Origin of the sequence: Pantoea sp. JZ29, from assembly GCF_035190385.1 — a bacterium.
Taxonomy (GTDB): Bacteria; Pseudomonadota; Gammaproteobacteria; order Enterobacterales; family Enterobacteriaceae; genus Pantoea; species Pantoea stewartii.
Window position 1 is genome coordinate 1,536,963 of sequence record NZ_CP045241.1, and the last position, 15,609, is coordinate 1,552,571.

The window sequence follows — 15,609 nt, forward strand, 5'->3', positions numbered from 1 at the left end:
GAGCGGCAGAATTAGCGAATCGCAAAAAGGTGATCTTCACTCAGTTTGCTGAGCGGCTGGCGCTCGGCAACCGCACTGCCCCAGACTCCGTCAACATCCAGGCTGGTAAGCGTGGTCAGAACGGCCGGCACGGAGACTGGGCCCGCAAGCAATATAATATTACGTTCATTGGTCTGGCTTTGAATAATGGAAATCAGCATTTCATCCATCAGATTGTTATGCAGGTTCGCCACCAGCTCGGGTGCCAGAATCAGGCAGTCCACCACTTTACCGGTTAACTGATTAAACGCATCCAGGTTACGGCCAAACTGTTGCAGCACGATGCGACAGCCTGCCTGGCGCAGCTTCATCAGTGTACCCAAAAGCTGCTCGCCGCCCGATAACACGCTGGCGGCATGCAGCGCGATACCGCTGTTACTGTTCGCCAGACCGGATTCTGCAAAACGGACACAAAGTTTCTCAACGAAAACCGGATTATAAAGCGCGTTAACATCCACGGGCAAAATTAAGGCAATGCCTTTTTGGCTCATAGCCGCAATGCGATGACGGAAAAAAGCCTCAACGATATTGTCTTCCAGCCGCTGTTTCAGCGCCGCGTCAGTCAGGTTGTTACGCAGCAGATGTTCATCCACCAGCAGTCCTTCCCGGGTAAACAACTGCACTTCAATCAACCAGACGCTGGCAGAGTGCGGCTTACCTGGCGGTGCGACAGCCCAGACCTGGAGTTCCACCTGCAAGGCATCCAGGGTTGCCTGATCCAGCGAATGGTGGCTGCCGGTCAGGGCCAGCGGATGCTGTTCGTACACCATGTAGCGCCCGCGGCCGCTGCGTTTAGCGTTGTAACAGGCAATATCGGCCTGGGACAACACATCACTGCTTTGACAATTATTTGGTGAAATTTGTGTCATGCCTGCGCTGGCCCCAACCTGATAGGCCCGGCCCAGCCATTCAAAACAATAGTCGTTGACTGCACGCACGATACGCTGCACCACATCACGGGCCTGGTCCACCAGACATTCAGGCATGAGCACGGCAAATTCATCCCCGCCAAGACGGGCGAGAAAGTCGGTGCTGCGCAGGTGGTGACGCATTAAATCGGAAAGTTCGCTCAGCAGTGCATCCCCGGCGGCGTGCCCGGCGCTGTCGTTAACCGCTTTGAATTTATCCAGGTCAATAAACACCAGTACATGCTGATGTTGATGTTCAGCGGCATCGGACAGCAGTCGCTTCAGTTGCAACTCAAAACTGGCGCGATTGGGCAGGCGGGTTAACGTATCGTGCAGCGCGCTGTAGCTCAATCGTTTCATGACTTTACGTGATTCACTCACATCCTGAATGACCATCACCGCGCCGCGTTCGGTTCCCGATTCCGATTTCAGCGGCGTTATCGTGTAATGGATATCAATGTGCTCACCATTCAGGGTGTGAAGCACCCACTCTTCCGACAGATAGGGCGCAGTCTTTTCAGAATGCGTGGGGTTGATCATCAGATTTTCCACCGGCGCGCCGTGACGGCCATGGGTGATGTGAAGCAGTTCACTTACCGGTCTGCCGACCGCGGCTTCCTGTGACCAGCCAGTCATTTTTTCAGCCACCGGATTCATGAAGGTGACGCGCATGGCCTGATCCGTACTGATGACGGCCTCGCCGATGGAATCGAGCGTAATCATCATGCGCTCTTTTTCCTGAAACAGGGCTTCGTTCAGGTTACGCAGCGGCGTAATGTCCTGTGCAACGCCCAGTATGCGCTCGATCCGGCCTTCCTGACTGAGTAAACGATTCGCCTGAGAACGTATCCAGTAATGTCCTTCTTCGCGCATCACGCGATACTCCATTTGAAACGCGCTGCTTTCTTCAATGGCCTGCTGTATGGTCTGCACACAAAATGCGCGATCGTCGGGATGCACCAGTTTGATCCACAAGTCGAAGCTGGGCACTTCATCCGACTGCAAACCGAACAATGTGTACATGCGTTTATCCCACAGCATTTCTCCACTGTTCATGTTCCATTCCCACACGCCAATGCCGCCCGCTTCGTTGGCCAGCGTGATACGTTCCATTAACCGCTGGTTGACCAACTCGCTCTGTTTTAATTCAGAAATATTCACAATCTGCGCAATAAAATAGAGCGGTTGTTGTTCGCTGTCCCGTACCAGCGAAACCGTCAGCCGCACCCAGACGATTTCATGGTCCTTACGGAAGTAACGCTTCTCCAGCGTGAACGACAAAATCTCGCCAGCCAGCAGCTTATCCATTTTGCCATCGTCAATACCCAGGTCGTCAGGATGCGTAATCTGCTGGAAAGTCAGGTTCTTTAATTCGTACTCGGGATAACCCAGCGTGTCGCATAATGATTTATTCACCTGAAGCCAGCGGCCTTCGGGTGAAACCAGCGCCATGCCAATAGCGGAATACTCCATGGCGTTACGAAAACGCGTTTCGCTTTCACTGATATGGCGCGTTTCATGGCGGAACGCATCCATGACCAGCGACATAATATGGCAGGGGATTAAGACCATCAGAAACGGCAGCCAACTGACAATCATGGCGTAATTCGTCGTCGTAGGCGTGACGATTATCCAGTCTAAAGAAAGCAGCAGCGCCATAAAGCTGGCGTTGAGAAAGAACAGGACAAACGCCTCCACCTTGGGCAGCCGAACAGCGCACCAGAACAGCACGACCAAAATGAAGGTAAACGGCCAGGGCAAAAAACGCAGCGACAAATAGCTGGCAATCAGCGTCAGAACGAGGCTGAAAAGTGTTTCAAACAGCGAGGCGCGCTTGAGGTAACCCTTAGGCAAGGGCCAGGAGAGCAGCAGCAGAACCGGCCCAAGCGCGAGCATGCCAATGATTTCCGAAATCACCCATGTATAAAAGAAGGCGAAAGAGGCCTGTTGTCCAACCTGTAAAACCCACAGCGCCAGTACGCCACCAATCAGTGGCGAAATCACACCGGTGGCAAAAACAAAGCGCAGCCAGTCACGCAGCGACACCAGCGGTGCCTCGCGGTTAAGCAACGCGCGCAGCAGCATGCCACCGATGCCCGCCTGCAAAAGGTTCAACAGGGCAAATTTTAAATTTGAAAGCGCAGGACCGATGACAAACGCATTGGCTGCAGCGGTGCCAATCAGGCAGGCCGCAAGGAACAACGGCAACTGACGTGATGTGCAGCGAAACACCACCACGGTCATTAAGGCGGTGGAAAACCATAAAGGCGAAATCTTGCCGCTCACTACGATCAGTTCAAGGCAGAACAAGGTCAGGACGAACGAAACCAGGCCAAGCCCGCAGGCATGAAGCCACGAATTAGGTGATTTATCTGACGAAGCCAGCGCATCAACGATCATTTATCGATCCAGCAGGGTACAAGGTATTGACATGGCAGGTGACGAGATAGCCATCCTGATTGAAGAATGCTAGCACATTTGTTGGAGAAAAAAGGGGGGAAATCATTAAATTGCGTTATTTGACCGATTGACGGGCTCGTCTGTGAGGCGAGCCCGTCTCGCCTTATTCAACGAAAAAGGTCGGCACGGGTATAGGGTTTTTCCAGGCCCGCGAGGCGGGCTGAAAAGTGCTCAAGAAACTGCTGCGTGGTGGCGATGCGTCCATGTCCCAGCAGCAGCACCGGCACCAGCAACGCGGCGGCAATCTGCGGCCAGCTAAACCCTTTTAATGCGGTTTCGCGTTGTGAAAGCAAAAAAGCGGTGCTCAGTGTAAAGCCTAACAGCAGTCCGGTCAGGACTTCGCTGAGGGAATGAGCATGGATGACGAGGCGGGAAAACCCCACCATTAAGGGGATCATATAGCCCACGCCAATGGCGAAACCGCGCCACAGGCTCGGCCAGCGTCCGGATATCAGCCAGAGCATCACGGGCCACAGGGTGGCAGACATGGCGCTGTGGCCGCTAAATCCGGTGAAGTTAAAACGGGCACTGCCAATGCCAAAGCCCAGAAAGAGAATTTTTGACAGGCTGACAACCAGCCCCGCCAGGCCAAAGGCAAAAAGCCAGTACCATACGGTGCGCCGGTTATCACTTTTCCACGGCAAAATCAGTGCAATAATCACCGCCGTGGGAATTAACAACATACTGTCACCAAAATAGGTGAGGGTCTTCCAGAGCATAGTTTTCCTTTATTTTTTTCGGGCCCCAGGCCCTTTTTGTTCAGGTTTGTAAGACCTGATACGTGCTGTGCATCGTCATGCTGTCTGAGAGGGCTAGTTTATCGATGAAATCATTCGAGTTAAAAGGGGAAAGTCTGAAAACCGGCCATGCCATTTCTCTGGCATCAAAAGACCGAAATCCCTATACTTAGCGCCAAATCACCCTCTCCGTTCAGCCCCATTAACTGGGTGCGCAGTTTGCGTACAGTTTCTGGCTCCAGTATCAGGTTTTTAAAAGTATGACTGACAAGTCCCATCAGTGCGTGATCGTTGGCATTGCAGGTGCATCCGCATCCGGTAAAAGTTTAATCGCCAGTACCCTGTATCGTGAAATTCGCGATCAGGTGGGTGATGAACACATTGGTGTTATTCCCGAAGATGCCTATTACAAAGATCAAAGTCACCTCACCATGGAAGAGAGGGTTAAGACCAATTATGACCATCCCAGCGCGATGGATCATGATTTGCTGTTACAGCATCTGCGCGCTGTCAAAGCAGGACAGGACATTGAACTGCCGGTTTACAGCTACGTTGAGCACACCCGCACGCAAGAGACGCTGCATCTCAAGCCCAAAAAAGTCATTATTCTTGAAGGCATTCTGTTGTTAACGGATGCGCGGTTACGCCAGGAACTGAATTTTTCAATTTTCGTCGATACGCCGCTGGATATTTGTCTGATGCGCCGAATGAAGCGCGACGTCAATGAACGCGGTCGCTCAATGGATTCCGTCATGAGTCAGTATCAGAAAACGGTACGCCCGATGTTTCTGCAGTTCATTGAACCGTCAAAACAGTACGCGGATATCATCGTGCCGCGCGGTGGTAAAAACCGCATCGCGATTGATATTCTGAAGGCCAAGATTAATCAGTTTTTCGAGTAGTTTACGTCTCAAAAGGCGTGACGCGAACAGGTTAAAAGCACAGATGCGCCCTGTTCGCTACACTTACTTCATGGAGTTACCGTAATGAGATTATGCGACCGCGATATTGAAGCCTGGCTCGACACTGGAAAACTGGCGATTACCCCACGGCCAACCGTGGAACATATCAATGGTGCAACGGTGGACGTGCGTTTGGGCAATCAGTTCCGGACGTTCAGCGGACATACCGCGCCGTTTATTGATTTAAGCGGCCCGAAGCACGAGGTCAGTGCTGCGCTGGATCGCGTCATGAGCGATGAGATCGTGTTGCCGGAAGGTGAGGCGTTCTTTCTGCATCCGGGCGAACTGGCGCTGGCGGTAACGCTGGAATCTGTCACGATTCCCGACGATCTGGTGGGCTGGCTCGACGGGCGTTCTTCACTTGCCCGCCTCGGGCTAATGGTTCACGTCACTGCGCACCGTATCGATCCGGGCTGGCAGGGCCGTATCGTGCTGGAGTTTTATAATTCAGGCAAACTGCCTCTGGCGTTGCGCCCTGGCATGTTGATTGGTGCGCTAAGCTTTGAACCGCTTTCCGGTCCGGCAGCGCGTCCCTATAATCGCCGTGAGAATGCAAAATATCGTGGCCAGCAGGGTGCTGATGCCAGTCGTATCGACAAAGATTAATTCATGAGGATGTGATGAGAAGAGTGATAACCACGCTGGCCATTCTACTGGTAGTGGTCGTAGCCGGATTAACGGCGTTGGTCATGCTGGTGAACCCTAACGACTTCCGTAGTTACATGGTGCAAGAGGTCGAACAGCGTAGCGGTTATCAACTCACTATCGATGGCGACCTGCGCTGGCATGTGTGGCCGAAACTCAGCATTCTCGCCGGACGGATGAGCCTGACGGCACCCGGAGCGGCGCAACCGGTTGTTTCTGCCGATAACATGCGTCTGGATGTTAATCTTCTGCCGTTACTTTCCCATCAGCTCAGCGTAAGCCAGGTGATGTTAAAAAATGCCATCGTGCGGGTCACGCCAGACAGCGCCGCGCGGGCACCTGAGAACGCGCCGCGCGCGCCACACAACAGCGAACCCACCTCGTCTGCCGGCTGGTCGTTTGACATCGACAATCTGCAACTGTCCGACAGCCTGCTTATCTGGCAGCAGCCGGGCGGGGACGCCTTTACCTTCCGTAATCTTAATCTGGATATGGAGCAGGATCAGTCCAGAATCGCCACGATCGGCCTGACGACCAGTCTGACCCGTAACCAGCGCACCGCTGTCCTGACGCTGAAAGGGCAACTGGACAAATCACGCTATCCGCATCAGTTGAGCGGCCAGGTGGCGCAGGTCGACTATAACCTGACCGGAGCGAGCCTGCCGCCAGAGGGCATTAAAGGCACGCTGAGCTTTCAGGGCAACTGGGACCTGGATAAAAATCGTTTTGACGTGAGCAATCTTAAGCTGACCGCTAACGACAGCGTGCTCAGCGGGCGCGCTGAAGGCGAACTTACGCCGCCGCAAAAGCTGGCGCTGGATCTTCATGCCAGCGCACTCAATATGGACAATCTGTTGTTTATCTCGACCCTGACCCAGCAGATGAGTGGACAAAACAGTCAGATTGCCCCGGCACCGGTCATCGCGGACCAGCCTGAACCGACCAATGCAGACTCCCCGCTTAACGACATTGATCTTGATTTGTCGCTGCAGGCCGATAGCGCGGTCTGGCGTGGCCTGAACCTGACCAAACTCTCCCTCAAAGCAGTTAATCAACAGGGGCTGATAACCTTCAGTACATTATCAGGCAATGTGGGGCAGGGGAGCTTCTCTGTACCGGGCAGTATCGACATTCGTCAGCCTGTTACGCAGGTCGCTTTTTCGCCGGTGCTGAACCAGATAGCTATCCAGCCTTTATTAAAAGCGCTGGCCTTGCCGCCGTCGCTGCAGGGAACCCTGAGCCTTAAAGGTGAATTGTCGGGTGAAAATCTGACGCTTGCGGATGCAAAACGCAGCTGGCAGGGCAAGGCCGATATCCAGGCGCATGATCTGAAACTGGCCCAGCTCGACTTACAGCAAATGGTGCGCAGTGCCGTGGCACGTGTCAGCGACCGTGTCAGCAGTGATTCTCAGGCGTCCGGACAGGGCATTGAGCAGATGAGCGGACAACTGGCCATGAAAAATGGGCTGCTGACGTTAAGTCATCTCGACGGTGGAGGGAAGGCGCTGACGCTGCGCGGCGAGGGGCGTATCAATCTGGTGCAGCAACAGCTGGATGTGACGCTGGGCCTGACACTGAGCGACTGGCGCGGCGACGAAAAACTGGTGGCCGCGCTGTCCGACCAGGTGATTCCGTTCCGTATTTATGGCAGTTGGGCTAATCCGCAATATACGCTGCCGGTAGATGATGTCATGCGTGACAGGCTACAGAATGAGGCAAAATCCCGCCTCAATCAGTGGCTCGATCGTCAACAGGCAAAAGACAAGAACAGTACGCACCCGTAATCACCGTCGGCAGCCGGCGCTGAATTACGCTTTCAGCGCCGCACCGTCGACGTGAGGTACAATCCCTACCTTCTGAATCCGATGCTGGTCGACCTGTAAAGTCCGTAGCCGGTATTCGCCAAGCTGAATCTCTTCGCCTTCCTGCGGCACATGTTGCAGGCGATCCATCATTAAACCTGCGATCGTGTGGTAATGCTGTGTGTTTTCTCGCGGCAGCGTGACGTAAAGGGCCAAATCGTCCAGTGGCATATGGCCATTGGCAATCCAGCCGCCTGCGCCGTCAGGCTGAATGTCGTGGCGCGCCTCTGAATCGGCTTCGTTCGGCAGATTGCCCGCAATCGCCTCCATTAAATCGCTCAGCGTCACCACGCCTTCTACCGACCCGAACTCATCGACCACAAACGCAAAATGCGTCTGTGCCTGGCGGAACTGCTCCAGCGCCTGTAACACCGTTATTCGCTCATGGAAGACCAGCGGCTGACGGATCAGGCTACGCAGATCCAGGGCATGCCGATGCAGCGACTGATGCAGCAGATCGTTAACATGGACAACACCAAGCGGTTCGTTACCGTTTTCGGTGATAACGATGCGCGTATGCTGATTGCGGTCAAGATCGGCCATAATGACGTCGGGATCGTCGCTTAAATCAATGTGCTGAACATCATGGCGCGTGGTCATAATTGTGTCGATACGACGTTGCCCCAGTCCCATCACGCTGGCAATCATCACACGTTCCTGCCGGTTAAACAGGGCAACAGACTCACCGTCAGCCAGCATAGAGGCGGTTTGCGTATCCAGCTCGGCCTGTTCCGCTTCACCACGCAGCAGCCGCAGCACGGCTTCAGCTGTGCGCTGGCGAAGGGGCCGTCCGGCTGACAACACTTTACGGCGGTTAAACTGTGCCAGCTGATTCAGGGCTTCAATGACGACGGAGAAACCGATCGCGGCATACAGATAGCCCTTGGGAATCGCAAAACCAAACCCTTCCGCCACCAGACTGAAACCAATCATCAGCAAAAAGCTCAGACACAGAATCACGATGGTCGGATGGTTGTTAACAAAGCGCGTCAGCGGTTTACTGGCTAACAACATCAGTAAAATGGCGATAGTGACCGCCGCCATCATGATCGGCAGATCGTTGACCATCCCGACGGCGGTAATCACCGCATCCAGAGAAAAAATGGCATCCAGCACGACAATTTGTGCCACGACGGGCCAGAATTTAGCGCCGCCCTTTTGTTGAGTGTCCTCCGCATCGCTGCCTTCAAGTCGTGTGTTAAGTTCGGTGGTCGCTTTGAACAGCAAAAACAGCCCCCCGCACAACAGCAACAGATCACGCGCACTAAAGGCATGATGCGCGAAGGTGAATAAAGGTTGAGTCAGCGTTACCAGCCAGGAAAGCGAGGCTAACAGCAGCAGGCGACAAACCAGCGCCATGAGCAGACCAATAATGCGCGCGCGGTCGCGCAACGCCGCAGGCAGTTTCTCCACCAGGATAGCGATAAACACAAGGTTATCAATACCCAGCACCAGCTCCAGAACGATTAGCGTTACTAAACCTGCCCACAATGAGGGATCGGTCATTACCTCCAGCATGCGTTATTCACCTGAATGTCTAAAAATAAGCTTTGTCTGATGATAGTGGACAGACGGCGTCGGGACAAATAGCGGAATGACAGGCGCTTTACGCTTTATTTAGACACAGACCACTTTAATTACAGGCGAATTAATGGACGAAATGATTAATGCGGGAAGGACTGTAAGGGATAAAGGTTGCAGATTAATGTCACTACACTCGCCATTCAGAGGAATTTCTTATGCGATTAATCCTGGTGCCAACATGGAATAAATCTGATTTTTTTCTTCCCTGGCACCCAAAATGAGCGGCTTCAATACTTATTACTGGTAGTCTTTTTCCTAAAATAGTCCGGTGATGGCGGGGTCCACTTGTAAACAGGCCAGTAATAACTAGTATAGCAACGAGTTAGTTAACGCCTGCGTCTGAACCTGTAATTTGCGCAATCATCCGTCAGGGTAAGCAGCGGAATGTAAACGCATTCGGCAAGGGATGCGTTGTGCGCCTTCATTTGTGGCGCAGGGATAACCCGAGGCTATCAAGGCGGTATTGGCACCGACAGCCAAGGGCGGTAGCGTGCCTGACTTGCCGCTGTGGTTTGATATTTAATCAGTCCTGTGTGGGTAAAGTCAGAGTAATCTGTTGGTATTGAGTACGGGATTATTGTTTTCATAGTCAATGACAATGGCGTAAATGCCGCAGGAGCTCCCCTCAGAAACGCTTCAGGCTCAACATCAGTACTGTTCACTTCAGGGTCTGGTCGTGGTGGGTTAAGGAAATAAAATAAAGAGTTAAATATGCGCGATAACCATTTTACGTTTAAAAGTCTTATCACCAAATTATTATTGGCTTGTTCTGATTTAATATGTTTCAACGCGGCATTATTTATCGCGATGATGCTAATTAATTTGACATCTCCGTCTCTTTTGTCGGATATGTCTGACCGGGAATTAAATTTAAAAATTGCTACCCACATTTGCCTGTCAGTAATTTGCGTGGGCTGGTTCTGGGTCAGACTGCGTCATTACACCTATCGCAAACCTTTCTGGTTCGAATTAAAAGAAATTTTTCGTACCATTCTTATTTTTTCCGTTATTGAACTGTCAATCACGGCACTGTCTCAGTGGCAGATGTCCCGTTTTGTCTGGCTGCTGACCTGGCTTATCACGCTGGTGATTATTCCTGTCTGTCGCTCCGTTTTTAAACGCGTCTTAAATAATTATGGCCTGTGGAAAAAACAGACCATCATTATCGGCAGCAGTAAAAATGCCCAGGAAGCGTGGGAAGCGCTGCAAAGTGAAGAAGTCATGGGATTCGATGTCATTGCCTTCTACGACGTTGATGGGACCTGCCCTCAGGACGTCATGTCGGGCGTTCCTGTTCTGCGCGACGAACAGGACGTATGGAAGCTGACCAATGCGGACACCCAGTTCATCGTGGCGGTGGAATTCGAGCAAAGCCAGTACCGTGATATGTGGCTGAAATCACTGGCTATGCACAACTGTCGCTCCGTTTCTGTCATTCCGACGCTGCGCGGCGTACCGCTGTACGGTACCGATATGGCTTACATCTTCAGCCATGAAGTCATGATCCTGCGCGTGCAGAATAACCTGGCTAAGCGTACGTCACGCTTCCTGAAGCGCGTGTTCGATATTGTCGGCGCACTGTCTATCATCGTCATGCTGCTCCCCGCGCTGCTGGTGCTGGGTTTTCTGGTCGGCCGGGATGGCGGTCCACCGATTTATGGTCATGAGCGCGTGGGCATGAATGGCCGTAAATTCAAATGCCTGAAATTCCGTTCGATGGTGATCAACTCCAAAGAAGTGCTTGAGGAAGTGCTGCGTACCGATCCGGTCGCCCGTGCTGAGTGGGATAAAGATTTCAAACTTAAAAACGATCCACGCATTACCAAAGTCGGCCACTTCATTCGTAAAACCAGCCTGGATGAGCTGCCGCAACTGTGGAACGTCGTTCGGGGTGATATGAGTCTGGTAGGACCGCGTCCTGTCATCGAAGACGAGCTGGCACGCTACGCCGGTGATGTGGATTACTACCTGATGGCCAAACCCGGCATGACCGGACTGTGGCAGGTCAGTGGTCGTAACGACGTTGATTATGAAACGCGCGTCTATTTCGATTCCTGGTACGTGAAAAACTGGTCGTTGTGGAACGATATCGCCATTTTGTTCAAAACCGTCGGTGTCGTGCTTAAGCGTGATGGTGCTTATTAACCGCAGGAAAAAGGTGCCAGCCTCTCTCTGACAGCACACGACAGGGGAGCGGGTTGGTACATTTTTCTAAAAAAAAGCGGTACGGCATTGATAAACAGCCATGTTCTGCTTTGCTTTATTTCTTTCTGGGTAAAGCGCGTGATCGGTAAAAGACAGGAGCTAAGAATAATGAACGACATGTTCAGTGCCTGAGTCAGGATAGTTTACTTTTTTTGAGCGCTTACACAGCGGCGTACTTGCCTCTATCAAACATTAACTGATAGCGAAGATCTAAATGATTACAATGAAAATGAAGATGATACCTGTTTTGGTATCTGCCACGTTTATGGCCGGCTGTACCGTCGTGCCGGGGCAAAATTTATCCACTTCGGGAAAAGATGTCATTGAGCAGCAGGACAACAACTTTGACATCGACAAGTACGTTAACGTGTATCCGTTAACGCCGAGCCTGGTGGAAAGAATGCGTCCTAAGCCACTGGTAGCACAAGCCAACCCGTCACTGCAAAATGAGATTCAGAACTATGAATACCGTATCGGCATCGGTGATGTGCTCACCGTGACCGTATGGGATCACCCTGAACTCACCACGCCCGCTGGTCAGTACCGCAGTGCAAGCGACACCGGTAACTGGGTCCATTCAGATGGCACCATTTTCTACCCTTATATTGGTCGTGTCCGTGTCGCAGGCCGGACCGTAGGGGAAGTGCGTAATGAGATCGCGCGTCGCCTGGCACAGTACATCGAAAGTCCTCAGGTTGACGTCAGCATTGCTTCCTTTAAGTCACAGAAAACTTACGTAACCGGTGCGGTGACCACCTCAGGTCAACAGCCTATTACCAACGTTCCGCTTACTATCCTGGACGCAATTAACGCCGCGGGCGGACTGGCTGCGGACGCCGACTGGCGCAACGTGGTTCTGACGCATAATGGCCGCGAACAGCGCGTGTCATTGCAGGCGTTGATGCAGAATGGCGATCTGAGCCAAAACCATCTGCTTTATCCGGGCGACATTCTGTATGTGCCGCGCAACGACGATCTGAAAGTCTTCGTTATGGGTGAAGTGAAACAGCAGGCCACCCTGAAGATGGATCGCAGTGGCATGACGCTGGCGGAAGCGCTGGGCAATGCGGCGGGCATGGATCAGACCACGTCGGATGCGACCGGTGTCTTTGTTATCCGTCCGACACGCGGCACAGACCGCAACAAGATCGCCAATATTTACCAGTTGAACACCAAAGATGCTGCATCAATGGTGATGGGTACCGAATTCCAACTCGAACCTTACGATATCGTCTACGTGACCTCGACGCCGCTGACGCGTTGGAATCGCGTGATATCGCAGTTGATACCAACCATAGCCGGTGTTAACGATGCGACGCAGGCCGCACAACGCATCCGCAACTGGTCGAACTAAGGTTTCGCCATGATTAAGTCTGTGTTAGTCGTCTGCGTAGGCAACATCTGCCGCTCTCCTACCGGAGAGCGCCTGTTCAAACGTGCGCTGCCGCAACTCTCTGTCGCCTCAGCCGGTCTGGGTGCCCTCGTCGGGCACGCGGCGGATAAAACCGCCTCTGACGTCGCGGCCGATAACGGGTTGTCACTGGAAGGGCACGAGGCCCAACAGTTAACGGCCAACCTGTGTCGGGAATATGACCTGATTCTGGTGATGGAAAAGCGCCACATTGAACAGGTTAACCGCATTGACCCGGCAGCGCGTGGCAAAACGATGCTGCTTGGGCACTGGCTCGATCAGAAGGAAATTGCGGATCCGTACAGAAAAAGCCGTGAGGCCTTTGAAGAGGTTTACGGGTTACTGGAACACGCCACTCAGAAATGGGTCAGCGTTTTAAGCCGATAGTTGGGATTATCCATGAATAGTAAAAATAAAGTCATGACCGCGCCACGCGAGGAATCGAATGGATGGGATCTGGCACACCTTGTGGGACAGCTGATTGATCACCGGTGGGTGATCGTCGCTGTGACCGCTTTTTTCATGCTGGTGGCAACCCTTTACACCTTGTTTGCAACACCCATTTACAGCGCCGATGCGATGGTTCAGGTCGAGCAAAAGAACACCAGCACCGTTCTGAATGAACTGCAAACGCTGATGCCGACCACGCCTGCTTCTGACACTGAGATTCAGATTCTGGAATCACGTATGGTACTGGGCAAAACCGTTCAGGACCTTGGTCTGGACGCGGTGGTCTCACAGAACTATTTCCCGGTTATCGGTAAAGGTCTGTCGCGCCTGATGGGCAATAAACCGGGCGAGGTCGCGGTTTCCCGTCTGGAGATCCCACGCACTATCGACAAACGCAGCGTTAAGCTGGAAGTGACCGGAAAAGACAGCTACACCGTTTCGGCTGACGGGGATGAGCTGTTTAAAGGAAAAGTCGGGCAGTTTGAAAAACACGGTGATGTCAGCATGCTGGTCAGCGATATCAATGCTGAACCCGGCACCACATTTACCGTCACCAAACTGAACGAGTTGCAGGCGATTAACAGCATCCTGTCTAACCTGACCGTCGCGGATAAAGGAAAAGATACTGGCGTGCTGGGCCTGCAGTATGTGGGTGAAGACCCGGATCAGATCAGTAAGGTGCTGAACCAGATCGTCAACAACTACCTGTTGCAGAACGTTCAGCGTAAATCTGAGCAGGCGGAGAAAAGCCTGGAGTTCCTGAAAACGCAACTGCCTGAAGTCCGGGCCAAACTGGATCAGGCTGAAGATAAGCTGAACGCCTTCCGCCGCGCGAATGAATCCGTTGACCTCTCACTGGAAGCGAAATCGGCACTGGATTCTTCCGTCAGCGTACAGAGCCAGCTTAACGAGCTGACCTTCCGTGAAGCCGAAGTGTCGCAGCTGTTTACCAAGGATCACCCGACCTATCGTGCGCTGCTTGAGAAGCGCAAAACGCTGGAAGATGAGCAGGCTGAGTTAAACAAGAAAATTGCGCAGATGCCGAAAACCCAGCAAGAGATTCTGCGTCTGACCCGCGATGTGCAGTCAGGCCAGGAAATCTACATGCAGCTGCTTAACCGTCAGCAAGAGCTGAGCATCAGCAAGGCCAGTACCGTGGGGGATGTTCGCATCATCGACCAGGCGGCCACCGCTAACGCACCGGTAGCCCGAAGAAGCTGTTGATTATCGCCGCCAGCTTTATCCTGGGCCTGATGGTTTCCGTGGGCGTGGTTCTGCTTAAAGCCCTGTTGCATCACGGCATCGAAAATCCAGAACAGCTGGAAGAGCTGGGCATGAACGTCTATGCCAGCGTACCGCTCTCCGACTGGCAGCGTAAGAAAGACACCGAGGCGCTGGCACGTCGTGGTCACAAGGTGAAAACCGATCCGCATGACACGCTGCTGGCGCTGGGTAATCCGACCGATTTGTCCATTGAAGCGATTCGTAGCCTGCGTACCAGCCTGCACTTCGCCATGATGGAGGCGAAAAACAACATCCTGATGATTACCGGGGCCAGCCCGGGCATTGGTAAAACCTTTATCTGTGTCAACCTGGCGACGCTGGTGGCCAAAGCCGGTCAGAAAGTGCTGTTTATCGACGGTGACATGCGCCGGGGTTATACCCACGAACTGCTGGGTGCCGATAACAAATCCGGGCTGTCAAACGTCCTGTCCGGCAAAACGGAGTTTAGCCCGGCCATGATTCAGCAGGGCGCGTACGGATTTGATTTCCTGCCACGTGGTCAGGTGCCGCCGAACCCGTCGGAGCTGTTAATGCATCGCCGCATGAGTGAACTGCTGGACTGGGCAAGCAAAAACTACGATCTGGTCCTGATTGATACACCGCCGATTCTGGCCGTTACCGACGCCTCCATTATCGGAAAACTGGCCGGTACGTCGTTGATGGTGGCGCGTTTCGAAACTAACACCACGAAAGAAGTGGATGTCAGCTTCAAACGCTTTGCCCAGAACGGTATCGAAATTAAAGGGGTGATTCTGAACGCCGTGGTACGCAAAGCCGCTAACTCTTATGGTTACGGCTACGACTACTACGACTACGAATACGGTAAACCCACGAAAAGCTAAGCGCTAAGTGAGAAGGGGCGGGTTTCACCGCCCCTTTTGATCGCTGGCTTGCGATGACGACACGCAACGATTTGCACAGATGATTCTGGATAGAACGCACAATAAGCGACGATCTCACGTCAATCATCAGAATTCATCATCAACATGCCCTGGTCTTTCACGCAGACCCGCTGAGACAGCCCCCTGGAAGGGCATCAGCGCTGGCCACTGTTGGCATGTG

9 protein-coding genes and 1 pseudogene are annotated in these 15,609 nt (G+C 52.9%); 7 read left to right on the forward strand and 3 right to left on the reverse strand.

The genetic code is table 11. The features are described from left to right. Positions 1-11 precede the first annotated feature (11 nt). The gene (locus tag GC090_RS07220; protein ID WP_282498015.1) at positions 12-3,347 is read right to left on the reverse strand and encodes a diguanylate cyclase; all 3,336 of its coding nucleotides are present in this window, start codon (positions 3,345-3,347) and stop codon (positions 12-14) included. A gap of 167 nt (positions 3,348-3,514) precedes the next feature. After that, a complete protein-coding gene (locus GC090_RS07225) occupies positions 3,515-4,126 on the reverse strand; it encodes a phosphatase PAP2 family protein (protein ID WP_006119881.1) in 612 nt (203 codons plus the stop codon). 278 nt (positions 4,127-4,404) lie between these two features. On the opposite strand from GC090_RS07225, the gene udk reads away from it, so the two are divergent. The 3 genes from udk to asmA all read left to right on the forward strand — a co-directional run bounded on the left by udk (position 4,405) and on the right by asmA (position 7,535). Continuing rightward, positions 4,405-5,046, forward strand: coding sequence for a uridine kinase (gene udk / locus GC090_RS07230; RefSeq protein WP_006119880.1), 642 nt, complete (start codon positions 4,405-4,407; stop codon positions 5,044-5,046). A gap of 84 nt (positions 5,047-5,130) precedes the next feature. After that, positions 5,131-5,712 carry a dCTP deaminase gene (gene dcd / locus GC090_RS07235; protein WP_006119878.1) on the forward strand — a complete coding sequence of 194 codons (582 nt, stop codon included), beginning with the start codon at positions 5,131-5,133 and terminating at the stop codon, positions 5,710-5,712. 14 nt (positions 5,713-5,726) lie between these two features. Further along, positions 5,727-7,535 (forward strand): outer membrane assembly protein AsmA, encoded by a 1,809-nt coding sequence (asmA, locus tag GC090_RS07240; RefSeq protein ID WP_324021215.1) that lies wholly within the window; start codon positions 5,727-5,729, stop codon positions 7,533-7,535. A 24-nt stretch (positions 7,536-7,559) separates the two neighbouring features. On the opposite strand, the gene GC090_RS07245 is transcribed toward asmA, so the two are convergent. Further along, complete coding sequence (locus tag GC090_RS07245) at positions 7,560-9,131, reverse strand: TerC family protein (RefSeq protein ID WP_054633470.1); 1,572 nt, start codon at positions 9,129-9,131, stop codon at positions 7,560-7,562. 777 nt (positions 9,132-9,908) lie between these two features. On the opposite strand from GC090_RS07245, the gene wbaP reads away from it, so the two are divergent. From wbaP to wzc, 4 genes and pseudogenes are all read left to right on the forward strand, one after another. Then, a complete protein-coding gene (gene wbaP / locus GC090_RS07255; protein WP_039338133.1) occupies positions 9,909-11,342 on the forward strand; it encodes an undecaprenyl-phosphate galactose phosphotransferase WbaP in 1,434 nt (477 codons plus the stop codon). A 274-nt stretch (positions 11,343-11,616) separates the two neighbouring features. After that, entirely contained in the window at positions 11,617-12,756 is a 1,140-nt protein-coding gene (locus tag GC090_RS07260; protein ID WP_033740498.1) for a polysaccharide export protein, read from the forward strand. Positions 12,757-12,765: 9 nt separating this feature from the next. Next, the gene (locus GC090_RS07265) at positions 12,766-13,200 is read left to right on the forward strand and encodes an arsenate reductase/protein-tyrosine-phosphatase family protein (RefSeq protein ID WP_006119871.1); all 435 of its coding nucleotides are present in this window, start codon (positions 12,766-12,768) and stop codon (positions 13,198-13,200) included. A gap of 12 nt (positions 13,201-13,212) precedes the next feature. Next, positions 13,213-15,389: pseudogene (gene wzc / locus GC090_RS07270) on the forward strand (tyrosine-protein kinase Wzc). The last annotated feature ends 220 nt before the right edge of the window (positions 15,390-15,609 follow it).

Bases quoted from the DNA above. Each gene is read 5' to 3' on its own strand.
- GC090_RS07245 (WP_054633470.1), bottom strand. From the start codon at position 9,131: ATGCTGGAGGTAATGACCGATCCCTCATTGTGGGCAGGTTTAGTAACG.
- dcd (WP_006119878.1), top strand. From the start codon at position 5,131: ATGAGATTATGCGACCGCGATATTGAAGCCTGGCTCGACACTGGAAAA.
- wbaP (WP_039338133.1), top strand. From the start codon at position 9,909: ATGCGCGATAACCATTTTACGTTTAAAAGTCTTATCACCAAATTATTA.
- GC090_RS07220 (WP_282498015.1), bottom strand. From the start codon at position 3,347: ATGATCGTTGATGCGCTGGCTTCGTCAGATAAATCACCTAATTCGTGG.
- GC090_RS07265 (WP_006119871.1), top strand. From the start codon at position 12,766: ATGATTAAGTCTGTGTTAGTCGTCTGCGTAGGCAACATCTGCCGCTCT.
- GC090_RS07225 (WP_006119881.1), bottom strand. From the start codon at position 4,126: ATGCTCTGGAAGACCCTCACCTATTTTGGTGACAGTATGTTGTTAATT.
- udk (WP_006119880.1), top strand. From the start codon at position 4,405: ATGACTGACAAGTCCCATCAGTGCGTGATCGTTGGCATTGCAGGTGCA.
- GC090_RS07260 (WP_033740498.1), top strand. From the start codon at position 11,617: ATGATTACAATGAAAATGAAGATGATACCTGTTTTGGTATCTGCCACG.
- asmA (WP_324021215.1), top strand. From the start codon at position 5,727: ATGAGAAGAGTGATAACCACGCTGGCCATTCTACTGGTAGTGGTCGTA.